The organism is Vibrio sp. HB236076, assembly GCF_040957575.1.
Lineage (GTDB): Bacteria > Pseudomonadota > Gammaproteobacteria > Enterobacterales > Vibrionaceae > Vibrio.
Genome location: NZ_CP162602.1, coordinates 507584 through 522666, shown reverse-complemented (window position 1 = coordinate 522666; position 15083 = coordinate 507584). Strand labels below are relative to the sequence as shown.

Genomic DNA, 15083 nt, shown 5'->3' with positions numbered 1-15083 from the left:
GCACAAGCTCGGCATTCACAATTTAAAAGACTTGGGTTATCCGATTAAAGATTGACGCCCAAGGCTTTCACTGTCGCCATATTAATGTATTCATCCGTAGGTAAATCATTATCGGCCTGGAAGTCGTTAACCGCATTCATCGTCAGTTGTCCAATCGCGCCATCAATTGGGCCGGGGTTATACCCTTTATCCGCTAATGCCGTTTGAATATCCATGATCGTGGTGGTGGTCATGTTGGTGTCACACAAGATTGAACGCCATTCCATGTAGCCTGGTTTATCGACTTTCTTGAGGTTGACTTGCTCAAACTCGGCCGGAATTTCAATGCGATTTTCTTGAGCGGCAGAAACAAGCTTGGTCACTTTCACGGTTGAATATTCAGCAGGAATATCGACGCGCTGCGTTGAAGCTTGTTGTGTCACAATACGACGCTTGACGGTTTCATATTGAGCAGGGGTTTCTGTTAAACAAATCTTATTGCCAGTACGCGTGCTAGATGGGTGCTCGTGATTGTGAATTTCATGCCAGACGAAGCCGACATCAGAAACCTTTTTCGTCACTGAAATATTTTTGTACTGAGCCGGAACCGGGGTGCGAACTTCGCGAGCTTCTGAAACCAGCTCTTGCACTTTAACGGTTTTATACTCAGCGGGAACTTCAATGGTTTGTGTCGTTGCTGGTGAAACCAATACGCGTTTAGACACGGTTTTATACGTAGTCGGAATTTCGACCAAACACATGATTTCGCCGGTGGCTTCGTCGATTTTTTGAATCGGACCTGTGCCTTTTTTCCACACGGTATGCGCTGGTACATCAACCACTTGCTCGGTAACCGTTTCGTATTTTGCCGGTACTTGTTCAATGCGAGTGCTGGCTTCTTTGACTAGCACTTGTTTCTCAACCCAACGGTACTCAGCAGGGATGGTTTCAACTGTTTCATAACCCTCACTGACTAAGACTGACTCGTCTTGTTGCTCGAATTTAGCCGGTACGTAATGCTCGTGGAAACACATGCCTGGCGTGGCTGCATCTAAATCAATACCGTGTGCTGCTGCCGCTTGTAATACTTCAGCGCTGGCTGGCGCACTGCCTTTTCTTAAGTCAGTTAGCCACTGAGTGCTGGCTTCTTTGACCAGCTTTTGCTCGGTGACAAAATCGTATTTGGCAGGCACAGCGACCATTTTGTAGCTGGCCGGCTGGACTAATACTCGCTCTTCAACCGTATCGTATTGGGCCGGGACAATTTCAACTCTTTCACTTGCATCTTTCACCTGAATGGTTTCGGTATAGTTTTGATAGGTTGGTTCAACCCACACACGGGCATAACACTCGCCAGATTGTGCGTTCGGTGGCAGTAAAGGCCCTGAGGTATCTAGTGCGCTGACTTGAGTCGGTGTCTGATTTTGTGCGCGCAGCAAGGCCTCTTGCGCTTGTGCTTCACGTTGTGCGACCGCCTTTTCACGTTCGAGCAAGGCATTGTTGCGCTGCTCCAATTCAGCAGCGCTGTATTCTGAGGTTTGTGTCGGTGACACAGAACTACACGCACTGAGCAAAATGGCCGCCGTGAGCGCACTTAATTTAATCATTGGTTGAACCTTGTTATCCATAACCCCTCCAAAAGGAAAAAATATTATTAAATCTCGATGAATACCTACTAATCCGATTCATCATTGATATGAAATATAGTCGAGATATCTGATATTTTTCTTTAAAAGAGTCAAAAAGATGACGCAGCTCGTCATTAATATTCAAAGCTGAGCAGTCAATAACGTTTTTGAATCAACGCAACAATCGAGATCACGAAAAATAATCGATTGATTCGCTCTCATATTAAAAAAGTGATAGGCAAGCAAACTCGCCAATCCATTTCCACTCTGCCACTAAAGTCTTATAGCTCAATTGTCTTTATTTTGTTCATACTATTTCTCAACATCTAACTGGGTATTGCGTATGATTATTTCCTCTTCTAAAGACTATCAACTCGCGGCGAAGCGGCGCCTTCCTCCTTTTCTTTACCACTATATTGAAGGGGGGGCTTACGCCGAGCATACCTTGGCAAAAAATAGTGAGGATTTACAACACATCTACCTGAAACAACGGGTACTTAAAGATATGTCTTCTCTCGATATATCGACAACCCTATTTGGCGAGTCGTTTTCCATGCCCATCGCCCTTGCCCCAGTTGGACTGACCGGCATGTACGCTCGGCGCGGCGAAGTGCAAGCCGCGAGGGCAGCAGAAAAAAAAGGAATCCCATTCACTTTATCTACCGTATCGGTATGCCCGATTGCAGAAGTCACTCAAGCAATAGAACGCCCAATGTGGTTTCAGCTCTATGTGTTAAAAGACCGTGGGTTTATGAAAGCGGTGCTCGAGCAGGCAAAAGCCAATGGCGTCTCCACACTGGTCTTTACGGTCGATATGCCGGTGCCCGGGGCGCGGTATCGAGATAAACACAGCGGTATGAGTGGCCCCTATGCGCCACTGCGCCGCTTGATGCAAAGTGTCTGCCACCCTAGGTGGGCATTTGACGTCGGAATCATGGGTAAGCCGCACGATCTTGGTAATATTTCCGCCTATCGACAAACCCCAACGGCACTGGCCGATTACATCGGTTGGCTCGGCCAAAATTTTGACCCTTCTATCAGTTGGCAAGATTTAGAATGGATAAGAGACTTCTGGCAAGGACCGATGATCATCAAAGGAATACTCGACCCGCAAGACGCCAAAGACGCGGTAAGATTTGGTGCCGATGGCATCGTCGTCTCCAACCACGGCGGCCGTCAACTCGATGGGGTACTGTCGACGGCTCATGCCCTGCCCAGGATCGCCGAGTGCGTCAAGAGTGACCTGGCCATTTTGGTCGATTCAGGTATTCGTTCGGGTTTAGATGTGGTAAAAATGCTCGCACTCGGCGCCGATTGCACTTTACTCGGACGGGCGTTCATTTATGCTCTGGCGGCTCAAGGCCAAACTGGGGTTGAAAATTTACTGGATATTTTCGAACAAGAAATACGCGTCGCGATGACATTGACCAGCACTAAAAACATTCATGATTTCAACCAACAATCACTGGTCTAAGGTGAATCTCTCTACCAAAATTCGCTGTTTTTCTTACGGTCAAATCTATTACGCCGTTGATTCTCCATCAACGGCGTGGTTATTTTAGTGTCGGTTAATGTCAAATCATGACACTTCACCGCTTCACGACATCACCGTCGCTCTTTTTTCATTTGGCAGCCAAAAAGAAATCACAAAGGTTGCGACCAGGAAGGCAAAAGAGACCCACAAACAGGCGACAAAGCCCCACTCTTGGAATACCCAACCAGAGAGCACAGTACCAATCAAACGCCCCATTGCATTGGCCATGTAATAAAAGCCCACGTCCATCGACACGCCATCGCCTTTGGCGTAGCTCACAATCAGATACGAGTGCAAAGAGGAATTGACAGCAAACACGGCGCCAAAAATTAATAGCCCAACTATGATGACGACCTCTGGATACCAGTTTTGCTGTACGGCATACGCAATCACCCCAGTGACAACAGAAAGCAACAAGGACCATAAAATAGCCGCTTTGCCATCCGGCGCCGAGTCTTTCGTTCGGCCCGTGATTTTGGGCGCGATCCCCTGAACAAAACCATAACCAATCACCCACAGGGCCAAAAAGCCGCCAACCATGCTGTGATCCCAACCAAACACCGACCCCAAATAGATCGGTAGAGCAATCACAAACCACACATCGCGGGCACCAAATAAAAACAGGCGCGCCGCAGACAAGATGTTGACACTGCGTGACTTAGAAAAAATTTCAGAAAATTTTGGTTTCGTTTTGGCCTTGCCCAAATCCGATTTGAGCCCCATCACACTGCCAATAAACACCAAGACCAAGACCAAAGCCATCGCGGCAACGGCATACTGGAAGCCAATGGTCGCTAGCAATGCACCACCAATAAAGAAACCCACCCCTTTTAAGGCATTTTTTGAGCCGGTTAAAATGGCAATCCATTTGTATAATGCGCCTTGTGCCTCGTCGGGGACCAAGGTTTTGATCGAACTCTTGGCACTCATTTTATTGAGGTCTTTAGCGATACCCGACAGCGCCTGAGCGGCCATGACCCAAGGTATCGTCAACCAAGCCGGCGGCAGGGCCAGCATCGCCAGGGCAAAAATTTGCATCGCCAAGCCAACATTCATGGTCCGATTTAACCCCAGACGCGCTCCGAGCCATCCGCCGATCAAGTTGGTAACGACCCCAAAAAATTCGTAAAAAAGGAACAGTGAGGCAATTTCTAACGTGCTGTAGCCCAAGTCGTAGAAATACAGCACAATCAACATGCGCAAAGCGCCATCGGTGATAGTAAAGTTCCAGTAGTTGAACGTAACTAGCATGTATTGACGAACACTGGCACTGAGTTGAGAAAGCATAAATGTACTCGCTAAATCAAATAGAGCCACAAGCGTGGCTCTTTAAAACACTTATTGTTGCGCCACTTGCTGAATATAAGTGACTTGATCTTGTTTGGTAAACGCCCCTGGTCTAAGGGCTTGTACTTGAGTGATGATCTCATCAAGTTGCCACCCTTTTTCCAACAGCAAATGGGCGGCAAGCAAACCGGTACGGCCAGAGCCCCCCATGCAGTGCATTGCGATTTTTTCGCCTTTTGCCAATGCCGCTTCAAGAGTGGGCATCATGGCTTGCCATTGCGCTTGAAACTCAGCGCCAGGAGCTTTGTCATCTTCGATCGGCGCGTGACACCAGGTCATACCCGCTTGTTCGACCACTTGCGGTAAATCACCAACGGATTTGGCGTCCATCTCTTGTTGACTCAAAGCCGTCACAACCACACTCACGCCTTGCGCTTTTAACTGAGCGACGCTGTCGACTAAGGCTAATTCTTTGGTGCCAGGGCAAGGGGTTAAAATCAATGCCGCTTGGTTTTCTAATGGCAGTTCCCAAGTAGGATGTGTCATGTTGTTATTCCTTATGCCTGACCAACTTTGCGAACTAACTCAGCCGTGCGCGTTGCATAGCCCATTTCGTTGTCGTACCACGCGTAGATTTTGACCATGCGTTTGCCGACAACCATAGTCGATTGCGCATCAACGATAGTAGAACGCTGATCGCCTTTATAATCAATTGAAACCAAAGGACGGGCTTCAAAACCAAGAATGCCTTTAAGTTCGTTTTCTGATGCTTCTTTGAGCAGTGCGTTGACTTCTTCTACGCTGGTGTCTTGCTTAACATCGAAAATAATATCGGTAAGCGAAGCGTTCGCCAAAGGAACGCGAACGGCATGACCGTTAATTTTACCGGCAAGCTCAGGGAAAATTTCAACAATCGCTTTTGCAGACCCGGTGGTGGTTGGGATAAGGCTCATACCACATGCGCGGGCACGGCGAAGATCTTTATGGGGCGCATCCAAAATGGTTTGCGTGTTGGTCAAATCGTGAATCGTGGTGAAAGCCGATTGCTCAATACCCAATTTTTCGTGAATCACTTTCACAACCGGGGCAATACAGTTTGTCGTACAAGACGCGGCAGTGACAATGCGGTGTTGTGCTGGGTCAAAAATCGCATCGTTGACACCCACCACGATGTTGGCGATGCCTTCTTCTTTAACCGGAGCCGAAACCACAACGCGTTTGACACCTTGAGCGAGGTACTTGTTTAAAAATTCGGATTTGCGGTGTTTACCTGTTGCTTCAATCACCACATCGCAGTTTGACCAGTCAACGGCATCGATGTCTTTTTGTTGCGTGGTCGCGATCACGTTACCATCGATGATCATACTGTTGCCATCGCTGGTCACTTCGTGGTGCCAACGGCCTTGAACTGAGTCGAACTCCAATAAATGCGCTAACGTAGCCGCGTCACCTGCGACATCGTTGATTTGAACGAATTCGACTTCTGGCCAATCAAATGACGCTCTTAACGCCAAACGACCAATGCGACCAAAACCATTAATTCCGACTTTAATAGACATGTAATTTTCCTCTACGCACAGCAATTATCTTGCTGCTTCATTTGTGCTAAACGTTGAATATCTTGTTGGTATTGTGCGGTTAAACATTGAGAGTTGACCAAATCTTCAATTTGACGGCGCATCCAACCGGGCAAATCATCCGCCAAGCGATAAAACACCCAAAGCCCTTCACGGGTATCAAGCACCACACCACTCGAACGCAACAGCGCTAGGTGACGAGACACTTTTGGCTGACTTTCATCTAAGGCCTTTGCTATCTCACCCACACAGACCTGCTCTTCTCTGGCAATCAGCAACAAACATCTCACCCGAGTTTCATCTGACAATAATTTAAAAAATTGATGAGGTAGCATAATCAATCTCTCTACATTCGTATATACATATATAGTACCAACCATGGGTATCTTGTCAAACGAAAATTAGTCACAGATGAATATTAAATCGGGAAGTAAAATAACTAATGTGGCTTTGTAGCTGCTGTGTTGCACTTTGATCACTGTCTATCTGCCAATAGACATTTTTTTGATAAGCACTTTTATGCTTGTTGAAGTGGTTCATCGCGCAATTGATATCAATCACATAATCGTAAGCCGGCTCATCGATGAACGAAGGCTCGAGATAGGTGTAACCAAAATAACCCAATCGCTCCAAAGACTGACAACACTGCGGATCACAACAAGTATGGCCATCAAACCGAATGTCGTACCTATCCCCTGCTTTTTCAAACAACAATTGCGCCGCGATGCAGGCCAGTTCTGGCTGAGGTGAACTAATAAGGTAAACCGTTCTCTTATCCGACATTGCTAAGCTCCTATACGATACATTGGCAATATTTCATTTCTATTAATAAGGTCGCTTCTCTATAAACCCTAAATCAAAAATCACGAACTGTATATATGAATAAGTGAATATGTGGATCTGTTAATTAAATTGTCATATTTCTTTTGTAAGGTGAGTTTCGAGTTAATCAATGACACACAAAATGGAGAAATGTCATGAAACACACTTTAACTGCCGCGCTTGTTGGTGCTGCTCTGTTTTCTGTAGCGAATAGCGCTAGCGCTCGTGATTTAGTGAAAATCGATGGGTCAAGTACTGTTTTTCCTATCACTGAGGCGGTTGCTGAAGAGTTCCAAATTGCGGAAAAAGGCAAAACCATGGTAACCGTGGGAATTTCAGGTACCGGCGGTGGCTTTAAAAAATTCTGCCGTGGCGAAACCGACATTTCTGATGCATCACGACCAATTAAAGATTCAGAGCGCAAACTGTGTGCTGAAAACGGTGTTGAATTCATCGAACTACCCGCAGCGCTTGATGCCCTGACCGTGGTGGTTAACCCAGAAAATGACTGGGCAAAGCAGTTGACAATTAAAGAGCTGCAAAAAGCTTGGGAACCGGCTGCACAAGGAAAAATCACGTCTTGGAACCAGTTAAACCCGAACTTCCCTGATCAACCGCTAAAACTGTTTGGCCCAGGGACCGATTCTGGTACTTACGATTACTTCGTTGAAGCGGTTGTCGATGGCAAATCAAGCCGTGGTGATTACACCGCAAGTGAAGATGACAATATCATCGTGCAAGGCATTTCCAACGACAAAAATGGCCTTGGCTACTTTGGTCTTGCTTATTACGAAGAAAACAAAGACAAGCTAAAAGCCGTGCCAATCAGCTGGAAAGGCGGTGAAGCGGTCGCCCCTAGCCTAGAAACGGCTAAAAATGCAACCTATCAACCTCTTTCTCGTCCTATCTTTATCTACGTAAGCAAAAAGTCAGCGGACGAAAAACCCTATGTTGACCGTTTCGTTAAGTTTTACATGGACGAGCACAAAGCGCCTGAGCTAGTCAAAGAAGTGGGTTATGTGCCACTGCCTGAACAAGCTTACAAACAAGCGCAAAAGAACTTCGAAATGCGTCGTACTGGTACGGTTTTCCACGGTGCTGAAATCGGTGTTGGTATCGAAGAGCTACTAAAACGCGAGCCAAAATAATTGCCCTTTTCGCGTCATTGAACGAAGAGGGCCAACGCCCTCTTTTGCTGTTTTTTTCGAGAAGAAATTATGAATCAAATACAATCCTCCCCCGTCAATATGAGAGCCAGTGAGGCCTTTTTAAAACGCCGCGCGTTTTGGAACAATCTGAGCCGCACGTTATTAATGCTGGCGGCGTTTGCTTCCGTGTTTGTCACATTAGGCATCGTTTATGTGTTAGTTTCTGAGTCACTGCCCTTTTTCAAACACGTTGCCATCAGTGACTTTTTAACCGACACCCAATGGACTCCGATGTTTGAAAATGCCCACTTTGGTGTGATGACTCTCGTCTCAGCCACGATCACCGTTGCCGGCATCGCACTGGCCGTTGCCATTCCAGCCGGGATTGGCTTGGCCATTTACCTCAGTGAGTTTGCCTCTAATCGCGTCCGTGAAACGGTAAAACCTTTCCTTGAGCTACTCGAAGGGGTACCGACGGTTGTGTATGGTTTCTTTGCATTGTTATTTTTAACCCCCTTACTGCAAACCTTTATTCCTGGCCTTTCGGGTTTCAACCTACTGGCACCTGGCCTAGTGATGGGAATTATGATTTTGCCCTACACCGCGTCTGTAAGTGAAGATGCGATGCGCTCTGTGCCGATGCACTTGCGCGAAGCGGGCTATGCGCTGGGCTACTCGCGCTTTAAAGTTGCCATGCACATTGTCATTCCCGCAGCGTTATCGGGTATTACGGCGGCCTGTATTTTGGGGATGTCGCGCGCAGTCGGTGAAACCATGGTCGTCGCTATCGCCGCAGGGCAAAACCCCAACTTTGGTTTTGACCCAACAGAAGGCGCGGCAACCATTACTTCCTTTATCGTGCAAATGGCAATGGGCGATCTTCCCCATGGCACCATTGCTTATCAATCGGTTTTTGCTGCCGGCTTAATCTTATTTATTATTACGCTGATTTTTAACGTGATCGGCTTCTTCCTTCGCACTCGTTTCAGAGAGGTTTACTAATCATGTTAAGCCAAAGTTTACCGTTAGAGCGCATTGTCGATAAAAACAAACGCGCGGATAGAATTGTCGCCACCGTCGGCATTACCATTTTGCTGATCGCCTTATCCTTGCTGGTGAGTGTATTTGGCCAGCTGTTATACGAAGGTTTTCCGCGCTTATTTGATGCCAATCTGTACACCAACTTCCCTTCGCGTCACGCGGAAAAGGCCGGAATTTTATCGGCTTGGGTTGGCACCAGCTTGGTGATGTTAGTCACCGCGTGTATCGCCATTCCTTTTGGTGTCGCTGCCGGTCTGTATTTGGAAGAATACGCGCCCAAAAACTGGTTAACCAACATCATTGAAATCAATGTCAGCAACTTGGCCGGTGTCCCGTCGATTATTTATGGCTTATTGGCTTTGGGCCTGTTTATTTATGGATTTGGTCTTGGCGAAAGCATTATTACCGCAGGTTTGGTTCTCGCGCTTTTGATTTTGCCTGTCATTATCGTTGCCACCCGTGAGGCGATTCGCAGTATTCCTCAAGAATTGCGTGAAGCGGCTTATGGCCTTGGCGCGGATCAATGGCAAACGGTACGTATGTACATTTTGCCTGCGGCTCGCCCTGGCATTTTAACCGGCACCATCGTCGGACTGGCCCGTGCAATTGGCGAAGCGGCTCCGGTCATCACCATTGGCGCGTTAACCTTTATTGCCTTCTTACCGACCTCTCCGTTCCAAGGGGAATTTCCTTTTATTAACTTCGAATGGCTATCAAGCCCTTTTACCTTGATGCCAATTCAATTGTTTAACTGGGTATCACGCCCACAAGCTGAATTTCACGTTAATGCTGCAGCGACCGGCGTCGTACTAATGGCCATGACCATTATGATGAATGGTATCGCTATTTACATCCGCTACCGTCTACGCCGTAATCTAAAATAAGAGTGAACCAAATGATGACTACAACTAGTGCAAACACCATGAGCCAAACGACACCGACCGCGTCAGTCAAAACACCACAGCCTGCAATGGCAAGTGCAGCGCAAATCCAACAAGACAATTTGCGCGCTGAGGTGAAAGATCTCAACTTCTGGTACGGTGGTAAAGTCCAAGCCCTTCACGGTGTGAACTTGCCGATTGCCGACAAAAAAATCACCGCTTTGATCGGCCCATCTGGTTGCGGTAAGAGTACCTTATTGCGCAGCTTTAACCGCATGCACGACTTATACCCAGGCAATAAATACCAAGGTGAAATTCTACTTCACCCTGGGGCGAATAATTTAATCAATATGGACCCCGGCTTGGTGCGTTTAACCGTAGGCATGGTGTTCCAAAAACCCAACCCATTCCCGAAAAGTATTTATGAAAATGTCGCGGCGGGTTTGCGCATTCGCGGGATTAAAAATAAAGCCGATATCGATGAGCGAGTCGAAACCTCACTGCGCGGCGCAGCGTTGTGGGATGAAGTCAAAGACCGCCTAAATAGCTCTGCTTTTGGCCTATCGGGAGGACAGCAGCAGCGCTTGTGTATTGCTCGCGCGTTGGCGCCCATGCCAGATTTGTTGTTGCTCGACGAACCGACATCGGCGCTAGACCCTATCGCTACCGCCAAAATTGAAGAGTTGCTCAGCGAGTTACACAAAGAGACGACCGTACTCATGGTGACTCACAACATGCAACAAGCTGCCCGTATTTCACATTACACCGCGTATATGCACATGGGTGAGATGATTGAATTTGCCCCAACCGATCAACTCTTTACGACACCAAGTAAAGAAAAAACCCGTGATTATATTACCGGTCGATTTGGGTAATCTTAGCGATGGTCTCTCATACACTGAGTAATTTTGACCGAGATCTCAATGGTATTCGAACCGAGCTCAATGCCATGGCAGAGAATGTGCAGTTTCAGTGTCAACAAGCGCTGCAGGCCTTGTTAAACCACGACGCCTCTATTGCAGAGGCGGTTGTGGCTAAAGATACACTGACCAATCAATCGCTCAAAAAAATCGAAGGCCACAGCACCAATGTGTTGGCCAGACAACAAGCGGTTGCCGATGATCTGCGCTTTATCTTGTGTTCGATGCGCATTGCCCCTCACCTTGAACGCATTGGTGATTACGCCAAATCGACCGCGCTCAAATCGGAGCACTTTCCAAATGGCTTACCGGCGCAGTGGCGTGAAAAACTTGAGCGTATGCAACGACACTTGCTGACCATGTTTGATCATGTCATGCAGTCGTATAACAGCAAAAATTTGGCTCAAGCTGGGGTAGTGTTTGAAGGCGATGATACGTTAGATGTCTATTATCAAGACATTTACATCAGCTTAATCGATACCATTCAACAGGGGCAAGGGAGCAGCAAACAATGGGTAGAATTGCTGTTTATTGCCAAGAATTTTGAACGCGCTGGCGATCATGTCAAAGACATCTCTCGCGATGTGCAGTTTATGATTCGCGGTCACCTCACTTAAGACTCTCTGTTTGTTCTAATAACAAACCGGCCAAAGCAGACAAGCGCTTTGGCCGGTTTTTAATCTAAACTCAAGCGTGAGTCGATAAAGTCCAAAAAGGCCGATACCCGCCTAGACAGTGTGGTGGATTTATAGTACACCGCGTTGACTTGCTCACGATGTGAGCCCATCACTCTTTGTTCGTGAAACAAGCTCACCAGTCGGCCGGCGGCAATGTCTTGCTTGACCATAAACCCCGACAGACAAGCAATGCCATTGCCCGCTAACACCAACTGGCGCACGGTTTCGCCATTGCTCGAAATCAAGTGGGGCGGCTCATGCATTACAAAGCCCTTCAACGGCCATTGGTTGAGGACTTTGGCCCCCGATAACGCAATCAAATGATGTTGACTGAGCTGCTCGACCTCACTGGGAACCCCCGCCTTGTTTAAATAATCGGGCGAGGCAACAATATACAGTGGGCTGTACCCCAAACGCCGAGCGTGCAGTGTCGAGTCTGTTAGCTTACCGATGCGAATGGCAATGTCGGTGCGGTGTGCTAACAGATCAACAAACCCTTCATTTGAAGTTAATTCCAGATCAATCCCTGGGTACAAGGCTTTAAACTCGGCCACTAACGGGACGATTTGGTGCAGAATAAATGGGCTCGCGGCATCGACGCGCAACCGACCTTTAGGCAGTGTTTTTTTCGTCAATAACTCTTCTTCAGCCAACGTCAAAACATCGAGCCCTGAGCGTACCCTCTCGATAAATTCGCGCCCCTCATCCGTCATTTCTACTCGCCGCGTGGTGCGGTTGAGTAAGCTGACCCCAAGTTTCGATTCAATGTGATTAACCGCGCGTGACACTTTCGCCACTTGCACATTCAGTTTATCGGCTGCCGCTGAAAAACCGCCGCAATCCACCACGGCCAACAACATCAATAACTCATCAGAACGTGATAACACCGCGCCTCCAGTCTGTCATACTCAATATTTTATTAGCTATAATAATTACAAAAGTGTTTTGTTATAACAACTATTTTTGACAACAATAAAGCCGCGCATAATGCCCCCATTCCTTCCTAACACTTTAAGAGAGAACATTATGCCACTTGCATTATTGGCATTGACGCTAAGCGCCTTTGCTATTGGTACCACGGAATTCGTCATCGTTGGGCTGATCCCAACCATGGCCAATGACCTTAACGTCTCCTTGCCCTCGGCAGGGTTATTAGTCAGCTTGTACGCATTAGGCGTGGCAGTCGGCGCTCCTGTGCTCACCGCCTTAACCAGTCGCTTTCGCCGTAAACCGGTGTTATTAGCGGTCATGAGTTTGTTTGTTATCGGTAATATTGTCGCTTGGCAATCACCGAATTACCAAACCCTGATTACGGCACGTATTTTAACCGGCCTGGCTCACGGCGTTTTTTTTTCTATTGGATCAACGATTGCGACCAGCCTGGTTGCCAAAGACAAAGCCGCCAGTGCCATTGCCATTATGTTTACCGGTTTAACCGTTGCTTTGGTCACTGGGGTGCCTTTAGGGACTTGGATCGGACAGCACTTTGGTTGGCAAACCACCTTTTTTATCGTCGCCATTTTGGGGCTGATCGCCTTAATAGGCAGCGCTATTTTGATCCCTCGTCGCCTCGCCCAGCCTAAGCCGACCCGTTTGTCATCGCAGTTAAAAGTACTGGCCGAGCCAAGATTATTACTCTTGTATTTGATCACCGCCTTTGGCTATGGCGGCACGTTTACCGCGTTTACTTACCTAGCGCCTATCTTGCAAGAGATTACCGGCTTTAGTGGTAATGCCATCAGTATCATCATGTTGGTTTATGGTGTTTCCGTCGCTGTCGGCAACATTTGGGGCGGTAAATTGGCCGATAAGTGGGGACCAGTCAAAGCCTTAACCACCATTTTCATTGGCTTGGCTGGGGTATTATTGCTATTTAACGTTACGGCTTATAACCCCGTACTTGCAGTATTAACCATTTTAATTTGGGGCGCGTTTGCCTTTGGTAACGTACCAGGGCTGCAAGTTTACGTGGTACAACTGGCAGAAAAGTATGCTCCCGATGCCGTGGATGTGGCGTCTGGCCTCAATATCGCCGCTTTCAATGTTGGTATTGCTATCGGCTCGATTGTCGGCGGCTCTGTAGTGGAGTCACTGGGCCTAATGAATACGCCTTGGATTGGTGCTATCGGTGTCTTTATCGCCTTACTACTCACGCGATTTAGCGGCGTACTCGATAAAAAGCCCCCTATGCGTACCGTCTCAAACTAGTCTGTTCCCGAAGCCAAATGAGGGTTACTTGAGAAAGGTTTAAATACCAGCCCATAATGAAAAAAAACGCGTTAGGCAGTGCTTTGCCTAACGCGTTTTTGTGACAGCGTCACTTAAACCTTCGCGCTGCTGATCAGATTTCAAATGGCGCGGATATTAGCGCTTCCACTTGCTCTGCGACATTCAGTAAATGCTGATCACAACCGTTGGCCATAGTGAGCATCAAACCTGAAGAGAGGCTGTTTGCGACCATAGGTAATGACACACTACAGGCATCGGCGACATTGGCGACACTGGTGTTTCGCAAACACATCAAATTGAGCTCGTTATACCCTTGCTCAGATTCCAAATCGGCAAACTTAGGCGCGTTAATTGCCACCGTCGGCATCAACAAGACTTTATCTTTAAACTGATGGGTAAACTGTGCAATTAATTGCGCTCGTAACTGCAAGGACTGTTGGAACTCAGCGTCACTCACTTGCTCAGCTTTAGCCAGCCGCGATTTCACCCTTGGGTCGAGATCATCGCTGTCGAGCGCAAAGCGCTCGGCGTAATAGCGACTGCCTTCAACGGCTGAAAAATGCCATATGGGTAAGGCTTTATAATCTTCGAACCAGCTTACCTCTCGCTTTTCAACCGCATACCCCGCCTCAATCAGGCGTTGTACCGCCTCATCAAAACGGTGAGCAACATCAGCATCCATACCATCAAAACCAAAATTGGTGGGTACGACAAAGGTCGGTATGCCGTCGAGGGCATGATCGCTCAAGACCAGCTCTGACATGACTTGCCAGGCCAGACGACAATCTTTCACACTGCGAGCGATAGGCCCAACACTGTCTAAAGAGTCAGATAAAGGCAAACACCCTTGTCGTGGTACTGACGATTGCGAAGGTTTAAATCCAACTAAGCCACAAAAAGCCGCAGGGATACGCAACGATCCTCCCGTATCGGTCCCTAAGGCGATATCGACAATACCCGCCGCCACCGACACCGCACCGCCACTGGTCGAACCGCCCGGTATGCGTGTTTCATCAAGTGGGTTTTTCGCTGTACCATAATGTGGATTGAGCCCCAAACCAGAATAAGCCAGTTCCGTCATATTGGTATGGCCAACAAGGTGAGCGCCTGCGTTTCTCAAGCGCTCAACACTGATGGCATCTTGACGAGCCAGGTTGTTCTGGAGCAATTTGGTCCCCATCGTGGTGCAGTAACCCTTGACATCAAAGGTCGACTTGATCGATATCTTTTTGTTGCTCAATGGCCCTGTTATTGTCTCACCGGTTGGGTGAAACAATTGGTAAAAAATAGCGGGATCCGCTCGCGCAATCTTTTCAGACAATCGTTCGGATAAGTCCTCGGCGTTGACGTGTGAAACCAT

15 protein-coding genes are annotated in these 15083 nt (G+C 47.7%); 7 read left to right on the top strand and 8 right to left on the bottom strand.

Annotated features, from left to right (window positions below; genetic code table 11):
* Positions 1–44 precede the first annotated feature (44 nt).
* Entirely contained in the window at positions 45–1586 is a 1542-nt protein-coding gene (locus AB0763_RS15595; RefSeq protein ID WP_306099358.1) for a peptidoglycan-binding protein, read from the bottom strand.
* A gap of 364 nt (positions 1587–1950) precedes the next feature.
* Between AB0763_RS15595 and lldD the strand changes: the two genes are divergently transcribed.
* The gene (gene lldD, locus AB0763_RS15590; RefSeq protein ID WP_306099357.1) at positions 1951–3081 is read left to right on the top strand and encodes an FMN-dependent L-lactate dehydrogenase LldD; all 1131 of its coding nucleotides are present in this window, start codon (positions 1951–1953) and stop codon (positions 3079–3081) included.
* Between the two features lie 123 nt (positions 3082–3204).
* Here the strand turns inward: lldD and arsJ are convergent, their stop codons facing one another.
* The 5 genes from arsJ to AB0763_RS15565 all read right to left on the bottom strand — a co-directional run bounded on the left by arsJ (position 3205) and on the right by AB0763_RS15565 (position 6788).
* Positions 3205–4428: an organoarsenical effux MFS transporter ArsJ gene (arsJ, locus tag AB0763_RS15585; RefSeq protein WP_306099384.1), complete on the bottom strand. Its 1224-nt coding sequence runs from the start codon at positions 4426–4428 to the stop codon at positions 3205–3207.
* 51 nt (positions 4429–4479) lie between these two features.
* Complete coding sequence (locus AB0763_RS15580) at positions 4480–4974, bottom strand: cyclin-dependent kinase inhibitor 3 family protein (RefSeq protein WP_306099356.1); 495 nt, start codon at positions 4972–4974, stop codon at positions 4480–4482.
* An 11-nt stretch (positions 4975–4985) separates the two neighbouring features.
* Positions 4986–5987, bottom strand: a complete 1002-nt coding sequence (locus AB0763_RS15575) for an ArsJ-associated glyceraldehyde-3-phosphate dehydrogenase (RefSeq protein ID WP_306099355.1) — start codon at positions 5985–5987, stop codon at positions 4986–4988.
* Between the two features lie 11 nt (positions 5988–5998).
* Complete coding sequence (locus AB0763_RS15570; RefSeq protein WP_306099354.1) at positions 5999–6340, bottom strand: metalloregulator ArsR/SmtB family transcription factor; 342 nt, start codon at positions 6338–6340, stop codon at positions 5999–6001.
* 70 nt (positions 6341–6410) lie between these two features.
* Positions 6411–6788, bottom strand: coding sequence for a hypothetical protein (locus tag AB0763_RS15565; RefSeq protein ID WP_306099353.1), 378 nt, complete (start codon positions 6786–6788; stop codon positions 6411–6413).
* A gap of 194 nt (positions 6789–6982) precedes the next feature.
* Here AB0763_RS15565 and AB0763_RS15560 point away from each other — a divergent pair, with 194 nt between their 5' ends.
* From AB0763_RS15560 to phoU, 5 genes are all read left to right on the top strand, one after another.
* Positions 6983–7975, top strand: coding sequence for a PstS family phosphate ABC transporter substrate-binding protein (locus AB0763_RS15560; protein ID WP_306099352.1), 993 nt, complete (start codon positions 6983–6985; stop codon positions 7973–7975).
* A gap of 99 nt (positions 7976–8074) precedes the next feature.
* Positions 8075–8977 carry a phosphate ABC transporter permease subunit PstC gene (pstC, locus tag AB0763_RS15555; protein WP_368644283.1) on the top strand — a complete coding sequence of 301 codons (903 nt, stop codon included), beginning with the start codon at positions 8075–8077 and terminating at the stop codon, positions 8975–8977.
* 2 nt (positions 8978–8979) lie between these two features.
* Positions 8980–9900: a phosphate ABC transporter permease PstA gene (gene pstA, locus AB0763_RS15550; protein ID WP_306099350.1), complete on the top strand. Its 921-nt coding sequence runs from the start codon at positions 8980–8982 to the stop codon at positions 9898–9900.
* Positions 9901–9986: 86 nt separating this feature from the next.
* Complete coding sequence (gene pstB / locus AB0763_RS15545) at positions 9987–10772, top strand: phosphate ABC transporter ATP-binding protein PstB (RefSeq protein WP_306099383.1); 786 nt, start codon at positions 9987–9989, stop codon at positions 10770–10772.
* A gap of 8 nt (positions 10773–10780) precedes the next feature.
* Positions 10781–11434 (top strand): phosphate signaling complex protein PhoU, encoded by a 654-nt coding sequence (gene phoU, locus AB0763_RS15540; RefSeq protein ID WP_306099349.1) that lies wholly within the window; start codon positions 10781–10783, stop codon positions 11432–11434.
* A 59-nt stretch (positions 11435–11493) separates the two neighbouring features.
* Here phoU and AB0763_RS15535 read toward each other — a convergent pair whose 3' ends face one another.
* Positions 11494–12381 carry a LysR substrate-binding domain-containing protein gene (locus AB0763_RS15535; protein WP_306099348.1) on the bottom strand — a complete coding sequence of 296 codons (888 nt, stop codon included), beginning with the start codon at positions 12379–12381 and terminating at the stop codon, positions 11494–11496.
* Positions 12382–12520: 139 nt separating this feature from the next.
* Here AB0763_RS15535 and AB0763_RS15530 point away from each other — a divergent pair, with 139 nt between their 5' ends.
* Complete coding sequence (locus AB0763_RS15530) at positions 12521–13702, top strand: MFS transporter (RefSeq protein ID WP_306099347.1); 1182 nt, start codon at positions 12521–12523, stop codon at positions 13700–13702.
* Positions 13703–13835: 133 nt separating this feature from the next.
* Here AB0763_RS15530 and AB0763_RS15525 read toward each other — a convergent pair whose 3' ends face one another.
* Positions 13836–15083 (bottom strand): amidase family protein, encoded by a 1248-nt coding sequence (locus AB0763_RS15525; RefSeq protein WP_306099346.1) that lies wholly within the window; start codon positions 15081–15083, stop codon positions 13836–13838.

Excerpts from the sequence above, each read along its gene's own strand:
- AB0763_RS15560 (WP_306099352.1), top strand. The coding sequence starts at position 6,983 with ATGAAACACACTTTAACTGCCGCGCTTGTTGGTGCTGCTCTGTTTTCT.
- AB0763_RS15525 (WP_306099346.1), bottom strand. The coding sequence starts at position 15,083 with ATGGTTTCACACGTCAACGCCGAGGACTTATCCGAACGATTGTCTGAA.
- pstC (WP_368644283.1), top strand. The coding sequence starts at position 8,075 with ATGAGAGCCAGTGAGGCCTTTTTAAAACGCCGCGCGTTTTGGAACAAT.
- AB0763_RS15565 (WP_306099353.1), bottom strand. The coding sequence starts at position 6,788 with ATGTCGGATAAGAGAACGGTTTACCTTATTAGTTCACCTCAGCCAGAA.
- lldD (WP_306099357.1), top strand. The coding sequence starts at position 1,951 with ATGATTATTTCCTCTTCTAAAGACTATCAACTCGCGGCGAAGCGGCGC.
- AB0763_RS15570 (WP_306099354.1), bottom strand. The coding sequence starts at position 6,340 with ATGCTACCTCATCAATTTTTTAAATTATTGTCAGATGAAACTCGGGTG.
- pstB (WP_306099383.1), top strand. The coding sequence starts at position 9,987 with ATGGCAAGTGCAGCGCAAATCCAACAAGACAATTTGCGCGCTGAGGTG.
- AB0763_RS15530 (WP_306099347.1), top strand. The coding sequence starts at position 12,521 with ATGCCACTTGCATTATTGGCATTGACGCTAAGCGCCTTTGCTATTGGT.
- AB0763_RS15580 (WP_306099356.1), bottom strand. The coding sequence starts at position 4,974 with ATGACACATCCTACTTGGGAACTGCCATTAGAAAACCAAGCGGCATTG.
- pstA (WP_306099350.1), top strand. The coding sequence starts at position 8,980 with ATGTTAAGCCAAAGTTTACCGTTAGAGCGCATTGTCGATAAAAACAAA.
- AB0763_RS15595 (WP_306099358.1), bottom strand. The coding sequence starts at position 1,586 with ATGATTAAATTAAGTGCGCTCACGGCGGCCATTTTGCTCAGTGCGTGT.
- AB0763_RS15575 (WP_306099355.1), bottom strand. The coding sequence starts at position 5,987 with ATGTCTATTAAAGTCGGAATTAATGGTTTTGGTCGCATTGGTCGTTTG.
- arsJ (WP_306099384.1), bottom strand. The coding sequence starts at position 4,428 with ATGCTTTCTCAACTCAGTGCCAGTGTTCGTCAATACATGCTAGTTACG.
- phoU (WP_306099349.1), top strand. The coding sequence starts at position 10,781 with ATGGTCTCTCATACACTGAGTAATTTTGACCGAGATCTCAATGGTATT.